This is a genomic window from Cupriavidus sp. IK-TO18 (assembly GCF_015549295.1).
GTDB lineage: Bacteria > Pseudomonadota > Gammaproteobacteria > Burkholderiales > Burkholderiaceae > Cupriavidus > Cupriavidus oxalaticus_A.
On record NZ_JADGMP010000016.1, the window covers coordinates 86,718 to 103,353 of the forward strand.

General features: G+C 61.6%; 16 protein-coding genes and 4 pseudogenes. 12 read left to right on the forward strand and 8 right to left on the reverse strand.

Features of this window, described 5'->3' with window-relative positions; translation table 11 throughout:
- Positions 1–58: 58 nt before the first annotated feature.
- From IPF36_RS14615 to IPF36_RS14625, 3 genes are read right to left on the reverse strand one after another with little or no spacing between them, the layout of a single operon-like run.
- Positions 59–1,381, reverse strand: a complete 1,323-nt coding sequence (locus tag IPF36_RS14615) for a lipopolysaccharide biosynthesis protein (RefSeq protein WP_195428421.1) — start codon at positions 1,379–1,381, stop codon at positions 59–61.
- Complete coding sequence (locus IPF36_RS14620; protein WP_195428434.1) at positions 1,323–3,563, reverse strand: polysaccharide biosynthesis tyrosine autokinase; 2,241 nt, start codon at positions 3,561–3,563, stop codon at positions 1,323–1,325. The genes IPF36_RS14615 and IPF36_RS14620 overlap by 59 nt, the downstream gene beginning before the upstream one ends.
- Positions 3,564–3,591: 28 nt before the next feature.
- Positions 3,592–4,029, reverse strand: a complete 438-nt coding sequence (locus IPF36_RS14625; protein ID WP_133096754.1) for a low molecular weight protein-tyrosine-phosphatase — start codon at positions 4,027–4,029, stop codon at positions 3,592–3,594.
- A 202-nt stretch (positions 4,030–4,231) separates the two neighbouring features.
- On the opposite strand from IPF36_RS14625, the pseudogene IPF36_RS34645 reads away from it, so the two are divergent.
- From IPF36_RS34645 to IPF36_RS14635, 3 genes and pseudogenes are all read left to right on the forward strand, one after another.
- Positions 4,232–4,387: pseudogene (locus IPF36_RS34645) on the forward strand (group 1 glycosyl transferase); the annotation flags it as partial.
- Positions 4,388–4,531: 144 nt separating this feature from the next.
- Positions 4,532–6,430 (forward strand): RICIN domain-containing protein, encoded by a 1,899-nt coding sequence (locus IPF36_RS14630; protein WP_195428550.1) that lies wholly within the window; start codon positions 4,532–4,534, stop codon positions 6,428–6,430.
- Entirely contained in the window at positions 6,430–6,924 is a 495-nt protein-coding gene (locus IPF36_RS14635) for a hypothetical protein (protein ID WP_167884637.1), read from the forward strand. The genes IPF36_RS14630 and IPF36_RS14635 overlap by 1 nt, the downstream gene beginning before the upstream one ends.
- A gap of 250 nt (positions 6,925–7,174) precedes the next feature.
- On the opposite strand, the gene IPF36_RS34650 is transcribed toward IPF36_RS14635, so the two are convergent.
- Together IPF36_RS34650 and IPF36_RS14645 are read right to left on the reverse strand one after the other, a co-directional pair.
- The gene (locus tag IPF36_RS34650; RefSeq protein WP_368671152.1) at positions 7,175–7,609 is read right to left on the reverse strand and encodes a galactose oxidase early set domain-containing protein; all 435 of its coding nucleotides are present in this window, start codon (positions 7,607–7,609) and stop codon (positions 7,175–7,177) included.
- Entirely contained in the window at positions 7,497–8,084 is a 588-nt protein-coding gene (locus tag IPF36_RS14645) for an SCO family protein (RefSeq protein WP_133096758.1), read from the reverse strand. The genes IPF36_RS34650 and IPF36_RS14645 overlap by 113 nt, the downstream gene beginning before the upstream one ends.
- Before the next feature lie 210 nt (positions 8,085–8,294).
- Between IPF36_RS14645 and IPF36_RS14650 the strand changes: the two are divergent.
- The 7 genes and pseudogenes from IPF36_RS14650 to IPF36_RS14680 form a co-directional block, all read left to right on the forward strand.
- Positions 8,295–8,411, forward strand: a pseudogene (locus IPF36_RS14650) (IS5/IS1182 family transposase); the annotation flags it as partial.
- Between the two features lie 301 nt (positions 8,412–8,712).
- Positions 8,713–9,513 (forward strand): Crp/Fnr family transcriptional regulator, encoded by an 801-nt coding sequence (locus IPF36_RS14655; RefSeq protein ID WP_195428446.1) that lies wholly within the window; start codon positions 8,713–8,715, stop codon positions 9,511–9,513.
- Positions 9,514–9,793: 280 nt separating this feature from the next.
- Complete coding sequence (locus IPF36_RS14660) at positions 9,794–10,240, forward strand: hypothetical protein (RefSeq protein WP_195428449.1); 447 nt, start codon at positions 9,794–9,796, stop codon at positions 10,238–10,240.
- On the forward strand, positions 10,233–11,252 hold the full coding sequence (galE, locus tag IPF36_RS14665) for a UDP-glucose 4-epimerase GalE (protein WP_195428551.1): 1,020 nt from the start codon (positions 10,233–10,235) through the stop codon (positions 11,250–11,252). The genes IPF36_RS14660 and galE overlap by 8 nt, the downstream gene beginning before the upstream one ends.
- Positions 11,253–11,464: 212 nt before the next feature.
- On the forward strand, positions 11,465–11,611 hold the full coding sequence (locus IPF36_RS14670) for a hypothetical protein (RefSeq protein ID WP_195428567.1): 147 nt from the start codon (positions 11,465–11,467) through the stop codon (positions 11,609–11,611).
- Between the two features lie 37 nt (positions 11,612–11,648).
- A pseudogene (locus IPF36_RS35070) lies at positions 11,649–12,179 on the forward strand (DUF4158 domain-containing protein); the annotation flags it as partial.
- A 437-nt stretch (positions 12,180–12,616) separates the two neighbouring features.
- Positions 12,617–13,153, forward strand: a complete 537-nt coding sequence (locus tag IPF36_RS14680; protein WP_133096793.1) for a lecithin retinol acyltransferase family protein — start codon at positions 12,617–12,619, stop codon at positions 13,151–13,153.
- Positions 13,154–13,387: 234 nt separating this feature from the next.
- On the opposite strand, the pseudogene IPF36_RS34655 reads toward IPF36_RS14680, so the two are convergent.
- The 3 genes and pseudogenes from IPF36_RS34655 to IPF36_RS14695 all read right to left on the reverse strand — a co-directional run.
- Positions 13,388–13,578 (reverse strand): annotated as a pseudogene (locus tag IPF36_RS34655) (ISKra4 family transposase); the annotation flags it as partial.
- A gap of 202 nt (positions 13,579–13,780) precedes the next feature.
- Positions 13,781–14,047 carry a DUF4148 domain-containing protein gene (locus IPF36_RS14690; RefSeq protein WP_133096763.1) on the reverse strand — a complete coding sequence of 89 codons (267 nt, stop codon included), beginning with the start codon at positions 14,045–14,047 and terminating at the stop codon, positions 13,781–13,783.
- A 565-nt stretch (positions 14,048–14,612) separates the two neighbouring features.
- A complete protein-coding gene (locus IPF36_RS14695) occupies positions 14,613–15,227 on the reverse strand; it encodes a sensor histidine kinase (protein ID WP_368671148.1) in 615 nt (204 codons plus the stop codon).
- 437 nt (positions 15,228–15,664) lie between these two features.
- On the opposite strand from IPF36_RS14695, the gene IPF36_RS14700 reads away from it, so the two are divergent.
- Entirely contained in the window at positions 15,665–15,991 is a 327-nt protein-coding gene (locus IPF36_RS14700) for a DUF2282 domain-containing protein (RefSeq protein ID WP_133096764.1), read from the forward strand.
- A 96-nt stretch (positions 15,992–16,087) separates the two neighbouring features.
- On the forward strand, positions 16,088–16,597 hold the full coding sequence (locus IPF36_RS14705) for a DoxX family protein (RefSeq protein WP_218959589.1): 510 nt from the start codon (positions 16,088–16,090) through the stop codon (positions 16,595–16,597).
- Positions 16,598–16,636: the final 39 nt, after the last annotated feature.

The following is a 16,636-nucleotide window of genomic DNA, read 5'->3' on the forward strand; positions in this document are numbered from 1 at the left end:
CCGTACGAACGGGCTTTCCCCGGATCCACTCGCCAGGAGCTCAGAAGGCACATCGCCATCAGCTTGCGATCCCGCTCCTCGCCAGCCGGAGCGCAGCCAGCACGCCCAGAACAGCAAACACCGTAGTTGACAAACTCAATAGGGATGCGGTCATCTTTGGTTGAAAATTTCCTTGCCACGCGCTGGCGAATATAAGCAGTACTGCCACCGCAGATGCAAGCTGCAACAGAAATTCATGGCGTTGATTCCGGAATACGATAAATACCTGTGAGATCGGTCCAAAGACAGCGGCGGCGACGAAGGATGGAGCGAGTATCGTAAAAAATTGAATTACTTCGTTCCATTTTCCTCCCAACGCTTGTCTCACCAGCATATCGATGCCTATATAGATTGCCCCGATGGAAAGCAACGCAACCAAGCTCATTATCCCCAGGTACTCGCTTACCTTCTTGAACGCCGGCTTCGAGTAGTTGTTGTCAAGCAGATCTCGACGCAAGACTGCCCCTATACTTTGCGTGAAGAGTGCTACCGGGAACATCCCGACCCGATACCCCAATGCGAATATTCCAGCAATCTCCTTGCCATAGATCACGGGAATACAAATCGGCATCGCATAGATGATGCATGAGTTCAACAAAATTGCCGGAAATCCGTACTTCGCGAACCCATAATTTTCCCTGAAAAATCTGATCCCCATGCCGGTACGGGGGATATTCTTAAACGCCACAAACCAGGGAATCGATGTAACCGTAATCAATGCAGCCATCAGTGCGTGTAATTCAAAAACATGCGGCTCGATTCTTTCATTAAAACCAATGCCGCAGGAAATAATCAAGAATACCAAAAATACAAGATTTGGCATCAATCGTACGAGAGCCATGCCAAGGTATCTCTCACCGGTGTTGAGTACAAAACCCAGCGCGTTTTGCAAGAATACGGAAAACGCCATTGCAATCACTGCAAGCGCCACCCCACCATAGATGGGGGCGGCAATGGAAATTAACAGAACCGATAGCAAAGCCGCCAAGGCGCAGGCATGAATGAATGCGCTCATGGCAGATTCCGACTGGCGCGAGACGCAGGCCAGCTCATAACGGAGGCCAATGCCGGAACCGATAAACAGTGCTATCGCCACCAGAAAACTGTATCGCCCCAGATTAGCGGGGCCAAAATTCTTGCCAATCAAGAACATCACCCCGAAATTTGCGAGCTGACCGCCAATCACGCCCGCCATGGCGATCAGAGAATTACGGATTCTCGGGCTTTTCTTTTCGGGTTCCATTGCCGTGGCTGTACCCGTTTGAAGTTCTGCCGTGGTCATGCTATTTCGACCTTCCGTCAATTGCCCCATCGGCGAAGTATGCATGTCGATAGCGCTCATATTTATTGCCATAGCCATATCGGAACGCCATCGGATCCAGCGCGTTAAATATTACGCCTTTCACCTCTGCATTCGCATGCCGAAATTGATTCCCGGATTCGGCTAAGTCTTCTATTGTTGTTTTCCCGAACCGGGAAACCAGGAACACAGTGCCGCATTGCGCAGCGAGGATGACCGCATCTGTCACCGCCAGCACCGGCGGCGTATCGACCAGCACAAGGTCATAGCGACCGCTGACCGCATCCAGCAGCTGCAGGATGCGCTCGCTCAACAAGAGGTCGGCAGGATTTGGCGGGACGGTTCCGGCGGAAATCAGATCTACCCCTTCCACCACCTCCCGATGGATGACTTGTTCTATCCCTGCAGAACCGGCCAGCACATCCGATAGGCCAGGCTCCCGAGCCTTGCCGAAATGCCGGTTCAGGCAGCCCTTGCGCATATCTGCGTCCATCAACAGTACGCGTTTGCCGCCCCCCGCGATGACCGCCGCCAGATTGGCAGACACAAACGACTTTCCCACACCCGGGGTCGGGCCGCCAACAAGAACGCGGTTGTTGCCAGCATCGAGCATGGCAAACTGCAGAGCGGTACGCAGGCTGCGCAAGCTTTCGATAGCGGGATCGTTGGGACAGCGACTGGCCAAGAGGCGGTTGCCGCGCTTGCTGGAATGGAACTCTTCGGCAATTGCCTTCTGCGCTTGCGATAGCACCACGGTGGCGTAGACATTCAGCCCCGTATGCCGCTCGATGTCCTTTGGATCCTTGATGCCACCATGAAGTGCATTGCGGACGAAGGCCGCCACCACGCCTAAGGTCACGCCGAGTACTGCAGCCAGTGCGAGAACTATCACCCTTCTCGGCTTGACGGATTCTTCCGGCACGCGCGCTGTATCGACAAGGCGCACATTGCCCACCTTGCCAGCCTTCACCAATCTAAGTTGCTGCATACTATTGAGCAACCCCACATACAACTCGTTGTTGACTTTCACATCACGCATCAGGCGCAGAGTGTCCTGCTCCATGTTAGGCAGGGCTTTAATACGGTTGGTCACGCTGCCAACCTTGGCGCTGAGCGAAGCAATCTGCTGGTCGATGACGACTATCGCCGGGTGGCTCGGCGTGAAGCGGTTCACCAGTTCGGTTCGCTTTTGCTTGAGCTCCTGCAACCGCGCTTCGACGGCCGCACTCTCCTGCAGATAGGCCTTGCCTTCTTCGCTCAGGTCGAAAGTGCCCCGCTTGTTGCGCATGGCGTTGTAGCTTGCTTCGGTGCGTTCCAGCTCACTCTTGAGTTGCGGGAGCAAGTCGCTCAGGAACACGAGCGATTTCTCTGCCTCGGCGGCCTTGCGCTTGACGTTCTGCGCTACGTATTCTTCACCGATCTCGTTAAGGATGCGGGCAGTCAGCTTGGGATCGGAGCCCTCCAGCGATGCGCCGATGACGCCACTTTGCTTGCCACGCTCCGCGATAACGAGATGGCGCTGCAACTCCTGCAGCGTCTTGAGTCTGGACTTGCGCACGAGAATGAATTCAGCGCCGGGGTTGGCTTTAAGCTCCGTTACCTCCAACTCGATGACACCGGCCGATTGTTCCACCTTCAACGCTTCGCCAACGCGGCCTTCGATCGGCTTGTCGAGATCACCCTGCTCGATGCGGAAGCTTTCATTGCCAAGCGCCAGCAGGGTGAAGGCCTTTCCTTCCAGTTCGGCAGGTACGTCGAAAATGGCTACCTGGATCGCCTCACTACCCCACACGTATCCACCGAACCCTCGCAGACCGGGCGCGGAAAGACGTTTATTCCTGCTTGCCAGCCAGTTTCCGATCAGGGGGAAGTATTTTGGATGCGCCTCGATATAGAGGTGCAAGCTTTCCACCGCCTTGTCCACCACCATGCGCGAGTGCAGGATTTCAATCTCGGCAGCAGCCTCAGCCTTCACATCGAACAGGTTTGAGACATCGCCCAGCAAGTTCTTCGCATTGTTGGGACTGTCTTCGACTTGTATCAGGATGTCGGCTTGATAGACTGGGCGAGCCAAAAAGGCATAGGCGGCACCGAGCGCAAGCACCATCGCAGCGATCGCGAGGATCAACCAGCGGTTTGCGGTCAGGACGTCCAGGTATCGGACGAGATTGATTTCGTCGTCCTGCGGCGCCGCTACGGAGAAATAAGGAGGGCGTTGGGTCATTGCGATACCTTGATGCAAGCAACACGGTTTAGCCGAGCGCCTGGATGCGACGCACCCAGGCGCCAATGCCCTGCTGGATCAGCTGGAACGCCTGCTCAAATACCTGGCGCGGTTCGCGATAGGGGTCTGGAATATCCACGTTGCTTTCCTCGCCCAGGCGGAAGACCTTGCCAGATATTTGCGGATAGAGGCACTGGACATCGCCCTTCTGGTCGTTGTTCATTACCAGGATGAGATCAGCCTGAACCGCGAGCAAACGGGTGAGTTGCTGGGCTCGATGCGTGGAGATATTGACACCTCGTTCCGCGAGCAAGCCCACGGCAATGGGGTCCGGCGGCTCGCCAACCAAGGCGCCGAGACCAGCCGACTGCGCGGACAACCCGGGCAAGGCCTCGCGCAGCAGCCCTTCTGCCATGGGACTGCGGCAGATATTGCCGTTGCAGACGACCAATACCGAGCGAATCATCTCAGGAACCCCGCATGGTGGTTCGTCGTGAGCCACAACTTACCGTACGCGCATCGCCGGCAATCGCCATCGCCTAGCTGCTTTCGGCCAGCCGCCGGCCGGTGGCTCGCGGCATCGTGCGGCAGCGCACACGATCCGTTGATATCCGCCATGGCCGGCACGCAGATTGGCGTTTGGCGCGCAACGGACAATGCTAGTGTTTATGCATCCAGCAGTCTTGCAGACCCCGGGAAGCGCCACGTCTGAGCCAACCGTGCTTATTGTCGAGCCTGACTTCACCGGCCACCGCCAGCGCTATGTCGAGTGGGCGGTGCAGGCGCTTACCGAAGCCGGCCGGCGCTGCCTGGTGGCCACCGACGGTAGAGCGCTGGGCCGGGCTTGACCAGGCCCGTGCCGCCGCCCTGGCAAGGAACCACCACCACTCATTGCCATGAACCCCTCTCCCCGACGATTTGCCGGATTCAAGACGGCACGGCTGCCTGGCTGCATCGGCCCCGTTTGCATGGTCTTGGCGCTGTCCGGGCCAGCGGTGGCGCAATCGCCCGGTGCCGCGCTCAGCTCGCTGCGCCTCAGTGGAACCACCTTGTGTGCCGATGTCACAGGAATTTCGCAGGAAGACGCAGCGGCAGTGATTGTCTGGGCGTGCAATGGCCAGGCAAACCAGATTTGGGCGCTCAGGCTGGACGGCACCCAGTATGAGTCCGTCGCCCAGCACAGCGGAAAATGCCTGGACATCTTCGGCATCAGCACTGCCCCGGGCGCTCCGGCGATTCAATGGGCCTGCCACTCGGGCGCGAACCAGCGCTTCACGCTGCGTGAGCAGAGCACGGGCTACGCGATCGTAGCCGCGCATAGCGGCAAATGTCTCGTCGCAGAGGGGGGCGGGAATCCGCAGGCAGGCCAGGCAGTCGTGCAGATGCCGTGCGACGGCACCACCAGCCAAGCCTGGACAATCGATGGCCTGGGCAGCCAGCCCCCGCAGGCCAACACCCTGCCGTCAAAGTGGACGGCGCCACAGACGCTTCCGATGGTACCGGTCGCGGCGGCCAACCTTCCCAGCGGCAAGGTACTCGTGTGGTCCTCCTATGACCGCTTCAATTTCGGCGGCGACGGTGGCCAGACCTATACCGCCATTTTTGACCCTGCCACCGGAAGTTCCACCGAAACGCTTGTCAGCAACACTGGCCACGACATGTTCTGTCCGGGCATTGCGAATCTTCCCGATGGGCGGATCTTGGTCAATGGCGGTTCCAGCGAAACAAAGACTAGCATCTTCGACCCCGCCACGTCCTCGTGGTCCGCGGGCCCGCTGATGACACGTGGCCGCGGATACAACAGCAGCGTCACGCTAACCAATGGCGGCGTATTTACCCTGGGTGGGTCGTGGAGTACCACCACGGGTAACAAGGATGCCGAAACCTGGCTCCCAGGTGCTGGCTGGCAGTTCAACGCTGCAGTGTTGGACGACTACTTCCTCACCGGTGATATTGCCGGCCCTTATCGTGCGGATAACCATGCCTGGCTGTTCGCCGTGTCCAATGGCCGTGTATTTCACGCAGGCCCGAGCCGGCGCATGAACTGGGTCGAGACTGCCGGCAACGGCAGTGTTACCTGGGCCGGCGAGCGCGGCGGGGACGCCGATGCCATGAACGGCAACGCAGTCATGTACGACATCGGCAAGATCCTCACCATAGGAGGCGCGCCGAATTACGATTATGTTTGGGCAAGCGCGAACGCCAATCTCATCGATATCAACGGTGGCATCGCCACGGTGCGCCAGATCGCCTCAATGGCGTATGCACGGGCTTTCCATAACAGCGTGGTACTTCCAAACGGCCAGGTTGTCGTGCTCGGCGGCCAGACCTACCCGATGCCGTTCTCCGATGACCGTGCCGTGCTCACCCCTGAGCTTTGGGATCCCGCCACCGAGAAGTTCCGGCCGCTGGCGCCGATGGCCACGCCGCGCACTTACCACAGCGTGGCCCTGCTGTTGCCCGACGGGCGGGTATTGAGCGGCGGCGGCGGCCTTTGCGGCGGCTGCTCGACCAACCATCCGAACGTCGAGATCCTGACGCCGCCCTACCTGCTGAATGCGGACGGCTCGGAAGCATCGCGGCCCGCCATTGTCTCGGCACCGTCGGAGGCCAGCCTCGGTACTTCTATCGCTGTCACCACCAGTAGCGCCGTGAGCAAGTTCTCGCTGGTTCGCCTGGCATCGGCAACGCACTCGGTGAACAACGAGCAGCGCCGGGTCCCGGTGAGCTTCACCGTCGGTACGGCGGGCGAATACCTGATCAATGTCCCGTCCGATCCCGGCATCGCCCTCCCCGGCTATTACATGCTTTTTGCCTTGAATGCGAATGGAGTGCCGAGCATCGCCAGGACGCTGCGCATTCGCTGATGGACCGCGCAATATGCAAACGAGGCTGGTTCGCCGCCTTCAGTCTGGCGCTGGCCGCCGAATGGAGACGCGCGGCCTTCCACGGCGAGTCCGCGCTCACCGCGGATTTGCGGGGTGGCACCCGCCCGCTGCGATTTGAGCGCGGGTTGCTGCCGGATTGGCCGGGAGCCAGGCAGAAACGCGTCGTTCGCTCAGGCCCGCGTGCGACACCCACGCTCACGCGTGGGCTGATGGCTGATTTCAGCCCGATTGCCAACGCGGGCGCTTGCTTTGACGAACACCGCCTGCGCGTCACTCGGCGCAAGCCCGATTACTGGGTCAGGAGAAAGGTCCACAACGCCGTGCACTCGTCATCCGACAACACGTACTGCGGCATCGACTTCGCCAGCATCACTGTCGCCGGATCGATACTGGTGGCGAGTACCCTGCAGAACGCGTCCCGGTCATACCGCGTGGCTGGCCCTCCTCGACGGGGAATCGCACCAAGCAAATAGCCAGCCGTCAACTGCGGGGCAAATGCGGGTGCCCCGCTCGATGGCGTGTGGCAGCTGGCGCACCGCTTTGCGATTGCTGGCAGCGGGCGGGCATCACCCCGCAAATGCGCAACAACGTCCAAATTCCCTTGAAAGATGGCTTGCCCCAGCTCGGCGACCGGGCTGGCATCCGCAGCCGCCGTCGCGCTGGCGGCGACCAACGCCAGGCCTAAGGCCGCATACAAACGACGTACGCACATCGCCGAAATCATCAGTGAACGCGCAACGTCTTTGCGACGCTCAGCACGCCCTGCTTGTTGAGAGCAAACAGCAGGTAATAGCCGGGGACGACGATGCCGGGATTGGACGGGACATTGATCAGGTATTCGCCCGCCGTACCGACGGTGCGGCTCACTGGAACCCGGCGTAGCTCGTTGTTCAACGAATGCGTTACCGATGAAAGCCGAATGAGAGAAAACGCAGTGACGGAGCTATTCATGGTCACAGCGAAGGAAATACCCGGCGTTGGGAAGCAGGAGTCATGACAGTTGGTGGTTGTGGTTTGGTGCTGTCTTGCCTGGGGACCACAGCAGTCAAGCTTGGGCCAGATGCGCCAGAACGCGCAGGACTTCTTCCGCCCGTGGCAAGGGGGTGCTGCGCCAGCACAGTTGCGCAGCCTCGTTGAAGAAATAAACTTGCGTGGAATGGCTCTCCATGCCCGGGCGCGATGCGCCGCCGGCGAGCGCCGCCCTGATCTGCTCTACCTCGCCAACGGGCGACGTCACGGCATGCCAGGCTGGGCCGGCGTCGAATCGCTTGAGCCATGCGCGCAACGCGGCCGGGGAATCGGAAAGCGGATCGATGCTGAGCGACAACAACTGAACTGGATAGCGTGAACGCAGTTGAGCTATCCCCTCCTGGGCCGCGCCAAATATCGCGCCCTGTAGCGGGCAAACCGAACTGCAGCCTGTGAAGATTGTCTGCACCGCGGAAACGCCGCCAGACAGGACCTTTTGCAGCCGCCGCCTTCGGCCGGCCTCGTCGATGACCCAGATGTCGGGAATAGGCAGTGGTGGCTTGACCGGACCGATGCCGACGTGCGCGTATATGTCGCGAGACGCGACAGCGAAGGTGCTTGCGAAAATGCCCCGAAGCCACGCACGCCGGGTCCATGACGTCATGCTATTACGCCTCCAAGCACAAGTTTTTCATCGGCTCGCTGGTATAGGACACTAGCGCTGCTAGACAGGAACCAGGCCAAGCCTTTCCCCGGCAGGGGAATTGCGATTCCCAGAGCGCGATGTCGAAGTCAATTAATCATAAAAGAAGGCTGCGACTTTTCAAGCGACGCCATCTGTGCGGAGTCGCTCACAGAATGCCGATCTGTCTGGACCAAAGCTCATGCACTGCTGCATGGCGAGGAAAGCGATGTGTTCAGTGATGCCGGATACCAAGGCGTTGAAAGGCGCAGTGAGGCGCAAGACATCGCGCTCAACTGGCATGTTGCGAGGCGCAGCCTGGCTGCCGTTGGCGGCATATTGGCGCACACAGGCGAAAGCCACATAGGAAGATGCAGGACAAGGCATTCGCCCCCAAAACCGGCAACTAGGGAGAAGGGATGCTTATTGATACCAGAAGGGTTGAGCAGGATAGCGTGCTGCACACGACGGTCTGCATCATCGGCGCGGGGTTGGCGGGCATCACGCTGGCCCTGGAGATGCAGCAGCCGGGCATCGACGCCGGTGTGCCGGAGAGCGGTAGCTGTACTGGCCCGGCACGTTCGCACGGCGCCGCACGGAGGATGCAAAAATGGAAGATCGGGGTTCGGGTGTGCCGGGTTCGCACGTCAATCACCTGCTGGGCGCCTTGCCGGGCAAGGAGTGGCAGGCCATATCGCCTCACCTTGAGCTGATACGGATGCTTCCCGGGCAGTTGGTAAGCGACGTGGGGCAATGCATCCATCATATTTATTTCCCGACCACGGCCGTGGTCTCGATGCTGGTCCAACTGGAAGACGGCGCGAGCATGGAAGTCGCCATGATCGGCCATGAAGGCCTGATCGGGATCCCGGTACTGACCGGCGGCGGCTCCATGCCATACCGGGTGGAAGTCCGCAGCGCGGGTCTTGGCTACCAGCTGCCAGCCGACACGTTCAGGCAGGCGTTCATTCAGTCGGCTGCGATCCGGCGCGTCTCCTTGCTCTATCTGCACGCCGTGCTTACGCACGTCGCACAGACCGCTTTTTGCATTCGCCACCACTCTGTCACCGAGCAACTGTGCCGCTGGCTATTGCTCGCCACCGACCGGCGGCGGGCGAACGCGCTTGCGATCACCCAGCAGTCGATCGCCGAACGGCTCGGCGTGCGGCGCGAAGGGGTGACGGCGGCGGTGGGAAGGCTGGCAGAGCTAGGCTTGATCCAGCATAGCCGTGGCCGCATCGCGGTGCTTGACCGCGGCGGCCTGGAACTGTGTGCCTGCGGCTGCTACCGGCTGGTGCGTCACGAGTACGAGCGGCTGTTCCCGGCCGCTACGCCGGAGCCCGCGCGCGCCGAGGAGAGCGAGGCGCGCTCCCGCCCTGCCGCATCCCTTCATCCGGGGGGCTGCCTGTGAATACCTTTGTCCGATCCGATCAGCCGGCCGCGCACAGGCTGCTTGCGCTGGACAAGGTGGCGGAGGCGCTCAGGCGGCTCGGCCAGGCCCGCGCCAATGTGGTGGGGGGCGTGCCCAATGGCGTGCAACTGCGCCGAAGCAAACCGGGAGTGCCGCGCGGACACGAGCGAGTACTTGCGCGTGCAGGCCGGCTCCAGCTGGTCGCTGCCGGCGCAAACCACGCGGTAATCGGGCCGCGGTACACGGCAAGCCAGATCTTGAATCGGGCCGGAGGGTTCTCATGACACGTCGCATGGCCTGGGGCATGCCATTCCTGTTCGCGCTCGCCTTGCTGGTGGGCACCCAGATCCCGGGGGCCTGGCGCGACAGCATCGAGCGCAACCTGCATGCGCCGTTTCCGCTATCGTCGCTGGCGCACCTGGTGCTGTTCGCCGCGATGGCCTGGCAGCTTGCCGCGCGGCCGTTTGCCTGGCGGGCGTCGCGCATTGTGCTGGCCCTGCTGGGACTGGCCTTGCTGAGCGAGGGGCTGCAGGTATTCGCGATCAGCCGGCACCCACGCTGGCTCGATATCGGCATCGACCTGGCAGGCGTGCTGCTTGGCCTGGGCTTGTCCGCGGGGTTGTCCGCGGGGTTGTCTGGATATCGCGCCCACCGCGCAAATGGCCGGCTCAATCGGTTTAACCAGGGCTCCAACCATGGCTCCAACCAGCCCCCCCACCATCTCTGAAGCCCTGCTGCTGACCGGCGCCACCGGTTACATCGCCTCGCATACCTGGGTAGCGCTGCTCGAAGCGGGCTACCAGGTGATCGGGCTCGACAATCTGTGCAACAGCAACGGCGTGGTGGTCGAGCGGATTGCGGCCATTACCGGCAAAACCCCGCATTTCGTCGAGGGCGATGTGCGCGACCGCGCCTTGCTGGAGCAGGTGTTCGCCAGCCACCGGATTGCCGGCGCGATTCATTTCGCCGCGCTCAAGGCGGTGGGCGTTTCGGTGGCACAGCCGCTGGCCTATTACGACAACAACCTGAACGGCCTGCTGACGCTGTGCTCGGCCATGCAGGCGGCAGGGGTCATGCAACTGGTGTTCAGTTCCTCGGCCACCGTCTATGGCAACCCGCACAGCGTGCCGATCCTGGAGGATTTCCCGCTCTCGGCCACCAATCCCTATGGCCAGACCAAGCTGATGGGCGAGCAGATCCTGCGCGACCTGGAGCGCTCCGACCCGTCCTGGCGCATTGCCTACCTGCGTTACTTCAACCCGGTCGGCGCGCACGAAAGCGGCCTGATCGGCGAGGACCCGGGCGGCGTGCCGAACAACCTGATGCCCTATGTGGCGCAGGTGGCGGCCGGCCGGCGCGCACAGCTGATGGTGTTTGGCGGCGACTATCACACCATCGACGGCACCGGGGTGCGCGACTATATCCATGTGTGTGACCTGGCCGACGGCCACCTGGCGGCGCTGGTCTACCTGCGCGAGCGTGGTCAGGGCCTGACGGTCAATCTCGGCACCGGCCGGGGCTATAGCGTGCTGGAGGTGGTGGCAGCCTACGAGCGCGCCAGCGGGCGAGCGGTGCCCTACCAGATCGTGGCGCGCCGGCCCGGCGACATCGCCGCCTGCTATGCCGATCCGGGCCTGGCGCAGCAACTGATCGGCTGGCGCGCGCGCCACGATCTTGACCGCATGTGCGTGGATTCGTGGCGCTGGCAGTCGATGAACCCGGATGGCCTCGCGTCCTGAGGGCGCTCTATCCTCCATCCCCATCCCTGTTTGCAGGGGACGCGCGCCACAGTGCTGGCCTACCGGTCGGCGACCTTGATTCGAAGTTGTGCTTACTTGAAGGTCGGCCGGAATTCATGAATATGTGACGCCTCACATATGGCAGAGGATTTTTTCCCGGCGCCTCCCTTCGGGGGACACTGTCGGCCTAACCTGACACGTGGAGGTTCATCATGGAAATCGACATCCTCGGCATCGATCTCGCCAAACATGTGTTCCAGCTCCATGGCGCCGACCGCGGCGGACGGCCTGTGCATCGAGCGATGGTCTCGCGTGGCTCGCTCCTGGAGGTTGTGCGCACACTAAAGCCGGGGATGTAAGGACAGGATGCGCGGATCTCATCAAGGCTGCGGGCATGCTTCGGCAAGAGCCCACCAGGCAAGCCGCTCCCGGCATCAGAAGTTGCTACGCGGGTATCTCCACATTCGACCGGTCGAAGCCAACACGCTGAAATGGCGAAGCGCTCGCAACCGAGGCGTCGCACACCAAGGTCGAATTGCCCGACATTATCAACGTGCTGATCGAAGAGCTGATCCGGCTACGGTGCGAGCTGCCGCCATTAGCCAGCTTCACCGAATGGCCACCGAGGCCCGCAGCCGGTGCAATGAAGCCATCTATCGTGCCATTGCTGACGCGCTCGACGACTCGCAGATCGCTCGGATTGACGCGTTGTTTGACGGTCAGGGCGAGCAATCCGGTTGGGACCAGCTCAAGCGCGAGCCTAAGCGCCCCGCCGCACGCGAAATCGCAAGCTTCCTCAAACACATCCAGACCCTGCGAAGCCTGGCCGACGGTCTCCCGCAGGCACCAGCATTGCTTTCCGTGTCCAAACGCACGCAACTGGTGACGGAGGCCCGGGCGCTTGACATTGCTGAGCTCAAGTCGCTAGGGCCATTCTACCGAAGGCTTACTGCAACACAGCCACGCAAGGGGCAAGGCCACCTCTCGCGAGGAAGCTGCTCGTCGGCAGCGGAACGGTTCACGCTCGCCGTCTGATCCCCGCGCATTGGCTGGATGGAAAGCGTTGCCCTTGCCGCCCGCAAGTACCGCTGCGCCGAAACCGCTAGAGTCGCCCACGCCGCGGTTGCCGCCGTCCGTGGGCGTCGTGAAGAAAATTTGAGGTTTGTGCGACGCAAGCGTGAGCCCTGTTTCTCATACTGCAGCACAGAGACAGCTACCCCTCCTGTCCATCCAAATCTGATGTCGGGGCATGAATCATGAAGAGAGAACAGATCAGCCGCAGTGCCAATGCAACCATGCTCGCGCTGTGCATCGCCGACGCTGCCACGCAGGTACTTGCCGCGCTAGGCGACGGCGAGCAAGCAATGAAGGGTAGCGAGGCAGGCTGGCAGGCGCCGGTCGCGCAGTGCGAAGCGGCAGGCGAGCCGCCGCTTGGCGCACACTTGGTCACGCAGCGTCGCGGCTACAGCCACCACGGCATATATGTGGGCAACGGCCGCGTGCTGCACTATGCGGGCCTTTGCCGTGGGCTGCACACGGGGCCTGTGGAAGAGCTGAGCCTAGAACACTTCGGCGCCGGCCACGGCATCGAGGTAAGAACCGAGTCGCTGCCGCGTTTTACCAGCGACCAAGTGGTCAGGCGGGCACGCTCGCGCTTGGGCGAGAACCGCTATCGCCTGCTGAGCAACAACTGCGAACATTTCTGTACCTGGTGCCTGTATGGCGAAGCCCGCAGCGAGCAGGTCCGCCAATGCGCCATCCACCCCATGCGCATACTCCGCGTGCTGAACTCCCTGCTCTCAGTTTGGTGGAACAGCCGGCCAGCCCATGCGCTGCTTGCAGCCGGCTTCAATGATCGCTCCTCCCTAGAGCATGACCTTTCCGGTGGCCTATTCGACTAAGCCGTTGATTAATAAAAATGTAGGGCCGTTGCGATACGCTGCCCCAATGTCGCCGACCCGCCGGTCGTTCATGGCGTCGTCGCGACCGACGCCCCGGGCCCATTCAGGCCTTGTTGCCGAAGCTAAGATCGGCGTCCAAGTCGCAGGCGGTTCGGCGCTGCGCCTGCTCGGCGACCACGAGCCGATCGGCGATCGCCACCGCCTCGGCTTGAGACCGCGCCAAACCGGGGCTGATTAAGCGGCAAAGCGGTGGTCGTTTTCATCGGCGATGGAGGGATACCACCGTTCAGAATGATCGGGGCTGGTCATTGAGCACGGCCGTATGGATCTGTAGCAGTGCGCTGCAGTTGCCAGGCCATCTGTTGCCGTTTGACGAATCGCTTGCTGATCACCTGGTTGACGGCCGATTCGACGAAACCCGATGCGGTTACGGTTCCGTTCAATATGATTTGCGCACTGCAGCTTAAGCAGTTGAGTAGACGATTCGGGATGACATTCCCGCGCAGGCGGGAATCCAGCGTCTTTTTAAAGTCACTGGGTTTTTGCCTTCGCGGGAACGCAGTGGTTATCTGAACGGCATCGCCCCGGGTGGCGCAGTTGCCGTGGGCACTCGTCATTCTTGCCGGATCAGCGTGCGGCGGCCTCTCTCTGGGCCGCCCGCAGGCTTTCATAGACGGCAAATCGCCGTTGATATTCCGCGCTGTTGACATCGGGGCCGCTATCGCCGTGCCAGTACTCGGCCAGGCCTGCGCGTGTCCAGGCTTCAAGGTCGGCACGCACTTCGGCGCGCGTCAGGGGAAGGGCCGCACCGCTGGCGTCGGCGGCATGTGCCGCGACAGCGAGCGTCGAGAAGAGCAGGGCAGCGGCGAGGGAAGAGATCGTGATGGGTTTCATGTTGGTCCAGATCCTGTTTCCTAGGCATTAAGAGGGGTTGAGCCGGGCCGGCGCAAGCGCACTTCGACATTTTCATGACGGTCCACGACGGGTTTAGACTCGGACAGACTGATTGTCTGTCCTTGGTATGTAGTGTGCGCAACAGAACTCACGCCTTTATCCGTTAAAGATCAAATTTCCGTCACGGCGCACCATTGAGCGCCTATTTTTCCCCCGCTATCGGCTATCCATGCAGAAGCGATGAAGCTAGCCGCGTCACGCTCTGATGGTTAAAGCCGACACCCCATCGAGCAACTGGTCAAGCAGCAAACCGGTTACGCTGTCATGCGACGTAAGAGCGGGACGGTGGCAAGAACAGATTCGTGATTCCTTATGTGGGCATCGCCATGCTCGATCGCGTGCGGATGGAAACGCTGCATCGGGGGGATGTCTGATCTGCTGGCGCCGCGCATCGGACCATGACGCGTCAGGCGGCGACACATGGCGTGGCCCACAAGCGGCGTTCCCGCGCCGCCCGTCGCTGCGCTACCCGGCACCGGGCGCTGCCTGCGCCCGGGTCAGGTGTTCAAGGACGGCTTTGCGCTCGATCTCGGCGGCGGCACTCCGTACGCTCCACTCGGTAGTAACGGTCGAACACACCCTGCACCTGGCTCGTGTCTATGCCCTGGCCGGTATCGCGCACGGTCAGTTCGACGCGCTCCCCGGCGGCCTGGACGTCGACGCTGATTTCTCCGCCGGCAGGCGTATAGCGCATGGCGTTCTCGATCAGGTTCTCCAGCACCCGCTCGATCATGCCGATATCGGCGCTCACCGGCGGACAACCGGGACCTGACATGGCCAGCAGGGCCAGCCCGCGCTTGTTCGCCGCCAGGGCGAACTTCTGGACCACGTCCTGCGCCAGTTCCGACAACGGGAAGCTCTCCAGCCGCGGCTGGACCTCCCGCGCTTCGAGCTTGGTCAGGTCAAACAGGTCCTGCACCAGCTTGCTGAGCCGTTCGCAATGCCTGGTCGCCACCTGCAGGTAGCGATTGCGGTCCTCGGGCGTCATCTCTTCGGCTTTCAACAGCAGCATTTCCAGGTAACCCTGCATCGATGCGAGCGGCGTACGCAGGTCGTTGCTGGCAAAGTAGAGAAGCAGCTGGAATTCCTTGGCAGTGAGGAAGATAGGCGCGCCGCGCACGGTTACTTCTCACTTGTCGATATCGATGTGCAAGGCCTTGACCTGCACCGTCCTGGGGCCATCGGATGGCGGGTTGGCCAGGGTGTCGCCAGCCGGAAGGTCGCCTTGACCCGCGCGGTCAGCTCAAGGACGCTGAACGGCTTGTCCTGGCGCGACATGGCTTTACCTCATCTTGAAACATGTGGGATGTCGGCAAGACCGTCCTTGCATGCCCGATTTGCGGCCGGGGAGCCACTGAACCATTCTAGAACGCATTTCATGGATGGCAATCCATTCGCCGGTTTCGCTGATGCCCCGGCCCGTCGACACCTGCGCACTCGTGATGGAAATTTGAAATTTGAGCGAAACAAGCGTGAGCTCGCCTTTCCATACTGCCATCCAGAGACAGGTATCCCTCCCCTCCTGTCCTGAACCCAACCGAAGACGGAGTGTGCATCATGAACAGCGATCAAATCATCCGCGGCGCCGTTGCAGGCATGCTGGCGCTTGGCATTGCCGGCGCCACCTCGCAGGCCATGGCAGCGGCAGGCAACAACGAAAAATGCGCGGGCATTGCCAAGGCCGGCAAGAACGACTGCGGCACCAGCAAGAGCTCCTGCGCCGCCACAGCGAAGGTCGATCGTGACGCGGAGGCCTGGATCCTGGTGCCCAAGGGCACTTGCGAAAAAATCGCGGGCGGCCGGCTGCAGATGTCCGAGTTCGCCAAGCCAGGTGGCAAGAGCGGCGAACTCAGCCCGGCCGCCAAGGCGGCCCACCCGGCCTGAGCGGGACCCGAGCCTGCAGCGGAATGCCGTGCCACGAACCGCGTCACGGCTGACCAGCGCGCCCCAAGTCCTTGACCGCTTCGCGAGGTAGCCCAAATGAAATGCACCACCCCTCTGTCGTCCGCGCCGCTGGATGTGGCCGGCGCAAAGCCTTCGCACATCATCGCCGCTGGGCAGGCGGCGATCCGCCTGCTGGAAATGCTGGCTCCTGTGCTCGATCTCGGCATTCGCGTACTGATCGGCCTGGTGTTCTTCCAGTCCGGGCTGACCAAGCTCGCCAGCTGGTCCAGCACGCTTGTGCTCTTCGAAAGCGAATACGCCGTGCCGCTTTTGAACCCGACCCTGGCCGCCTATCTTGGTACCGCAGCGGAGCTGTGCCTGCCGGTGCTGCTCATGCTCGGGCTCGGTACGCGGGCCGCCGCGCTGGCCTTGTTCGTCTTCAACATCGTCGCGGTGATCTCGTATCCGGGATTGGGCGAAGTCGGCCTGAAGGACCACCAGTACTGGGGGCTCCTGCTGCTGGTCACGATGCTGCACGGCCCCGGCCGGCTGTCGCTGGACCACCTGATCGACCGCTTCCTGCTGCGCGGCAAGGGCAGCCACTAGCTCGAAAGCCCAGGGCGCCATGCCAGGGGCAAAAGGAAC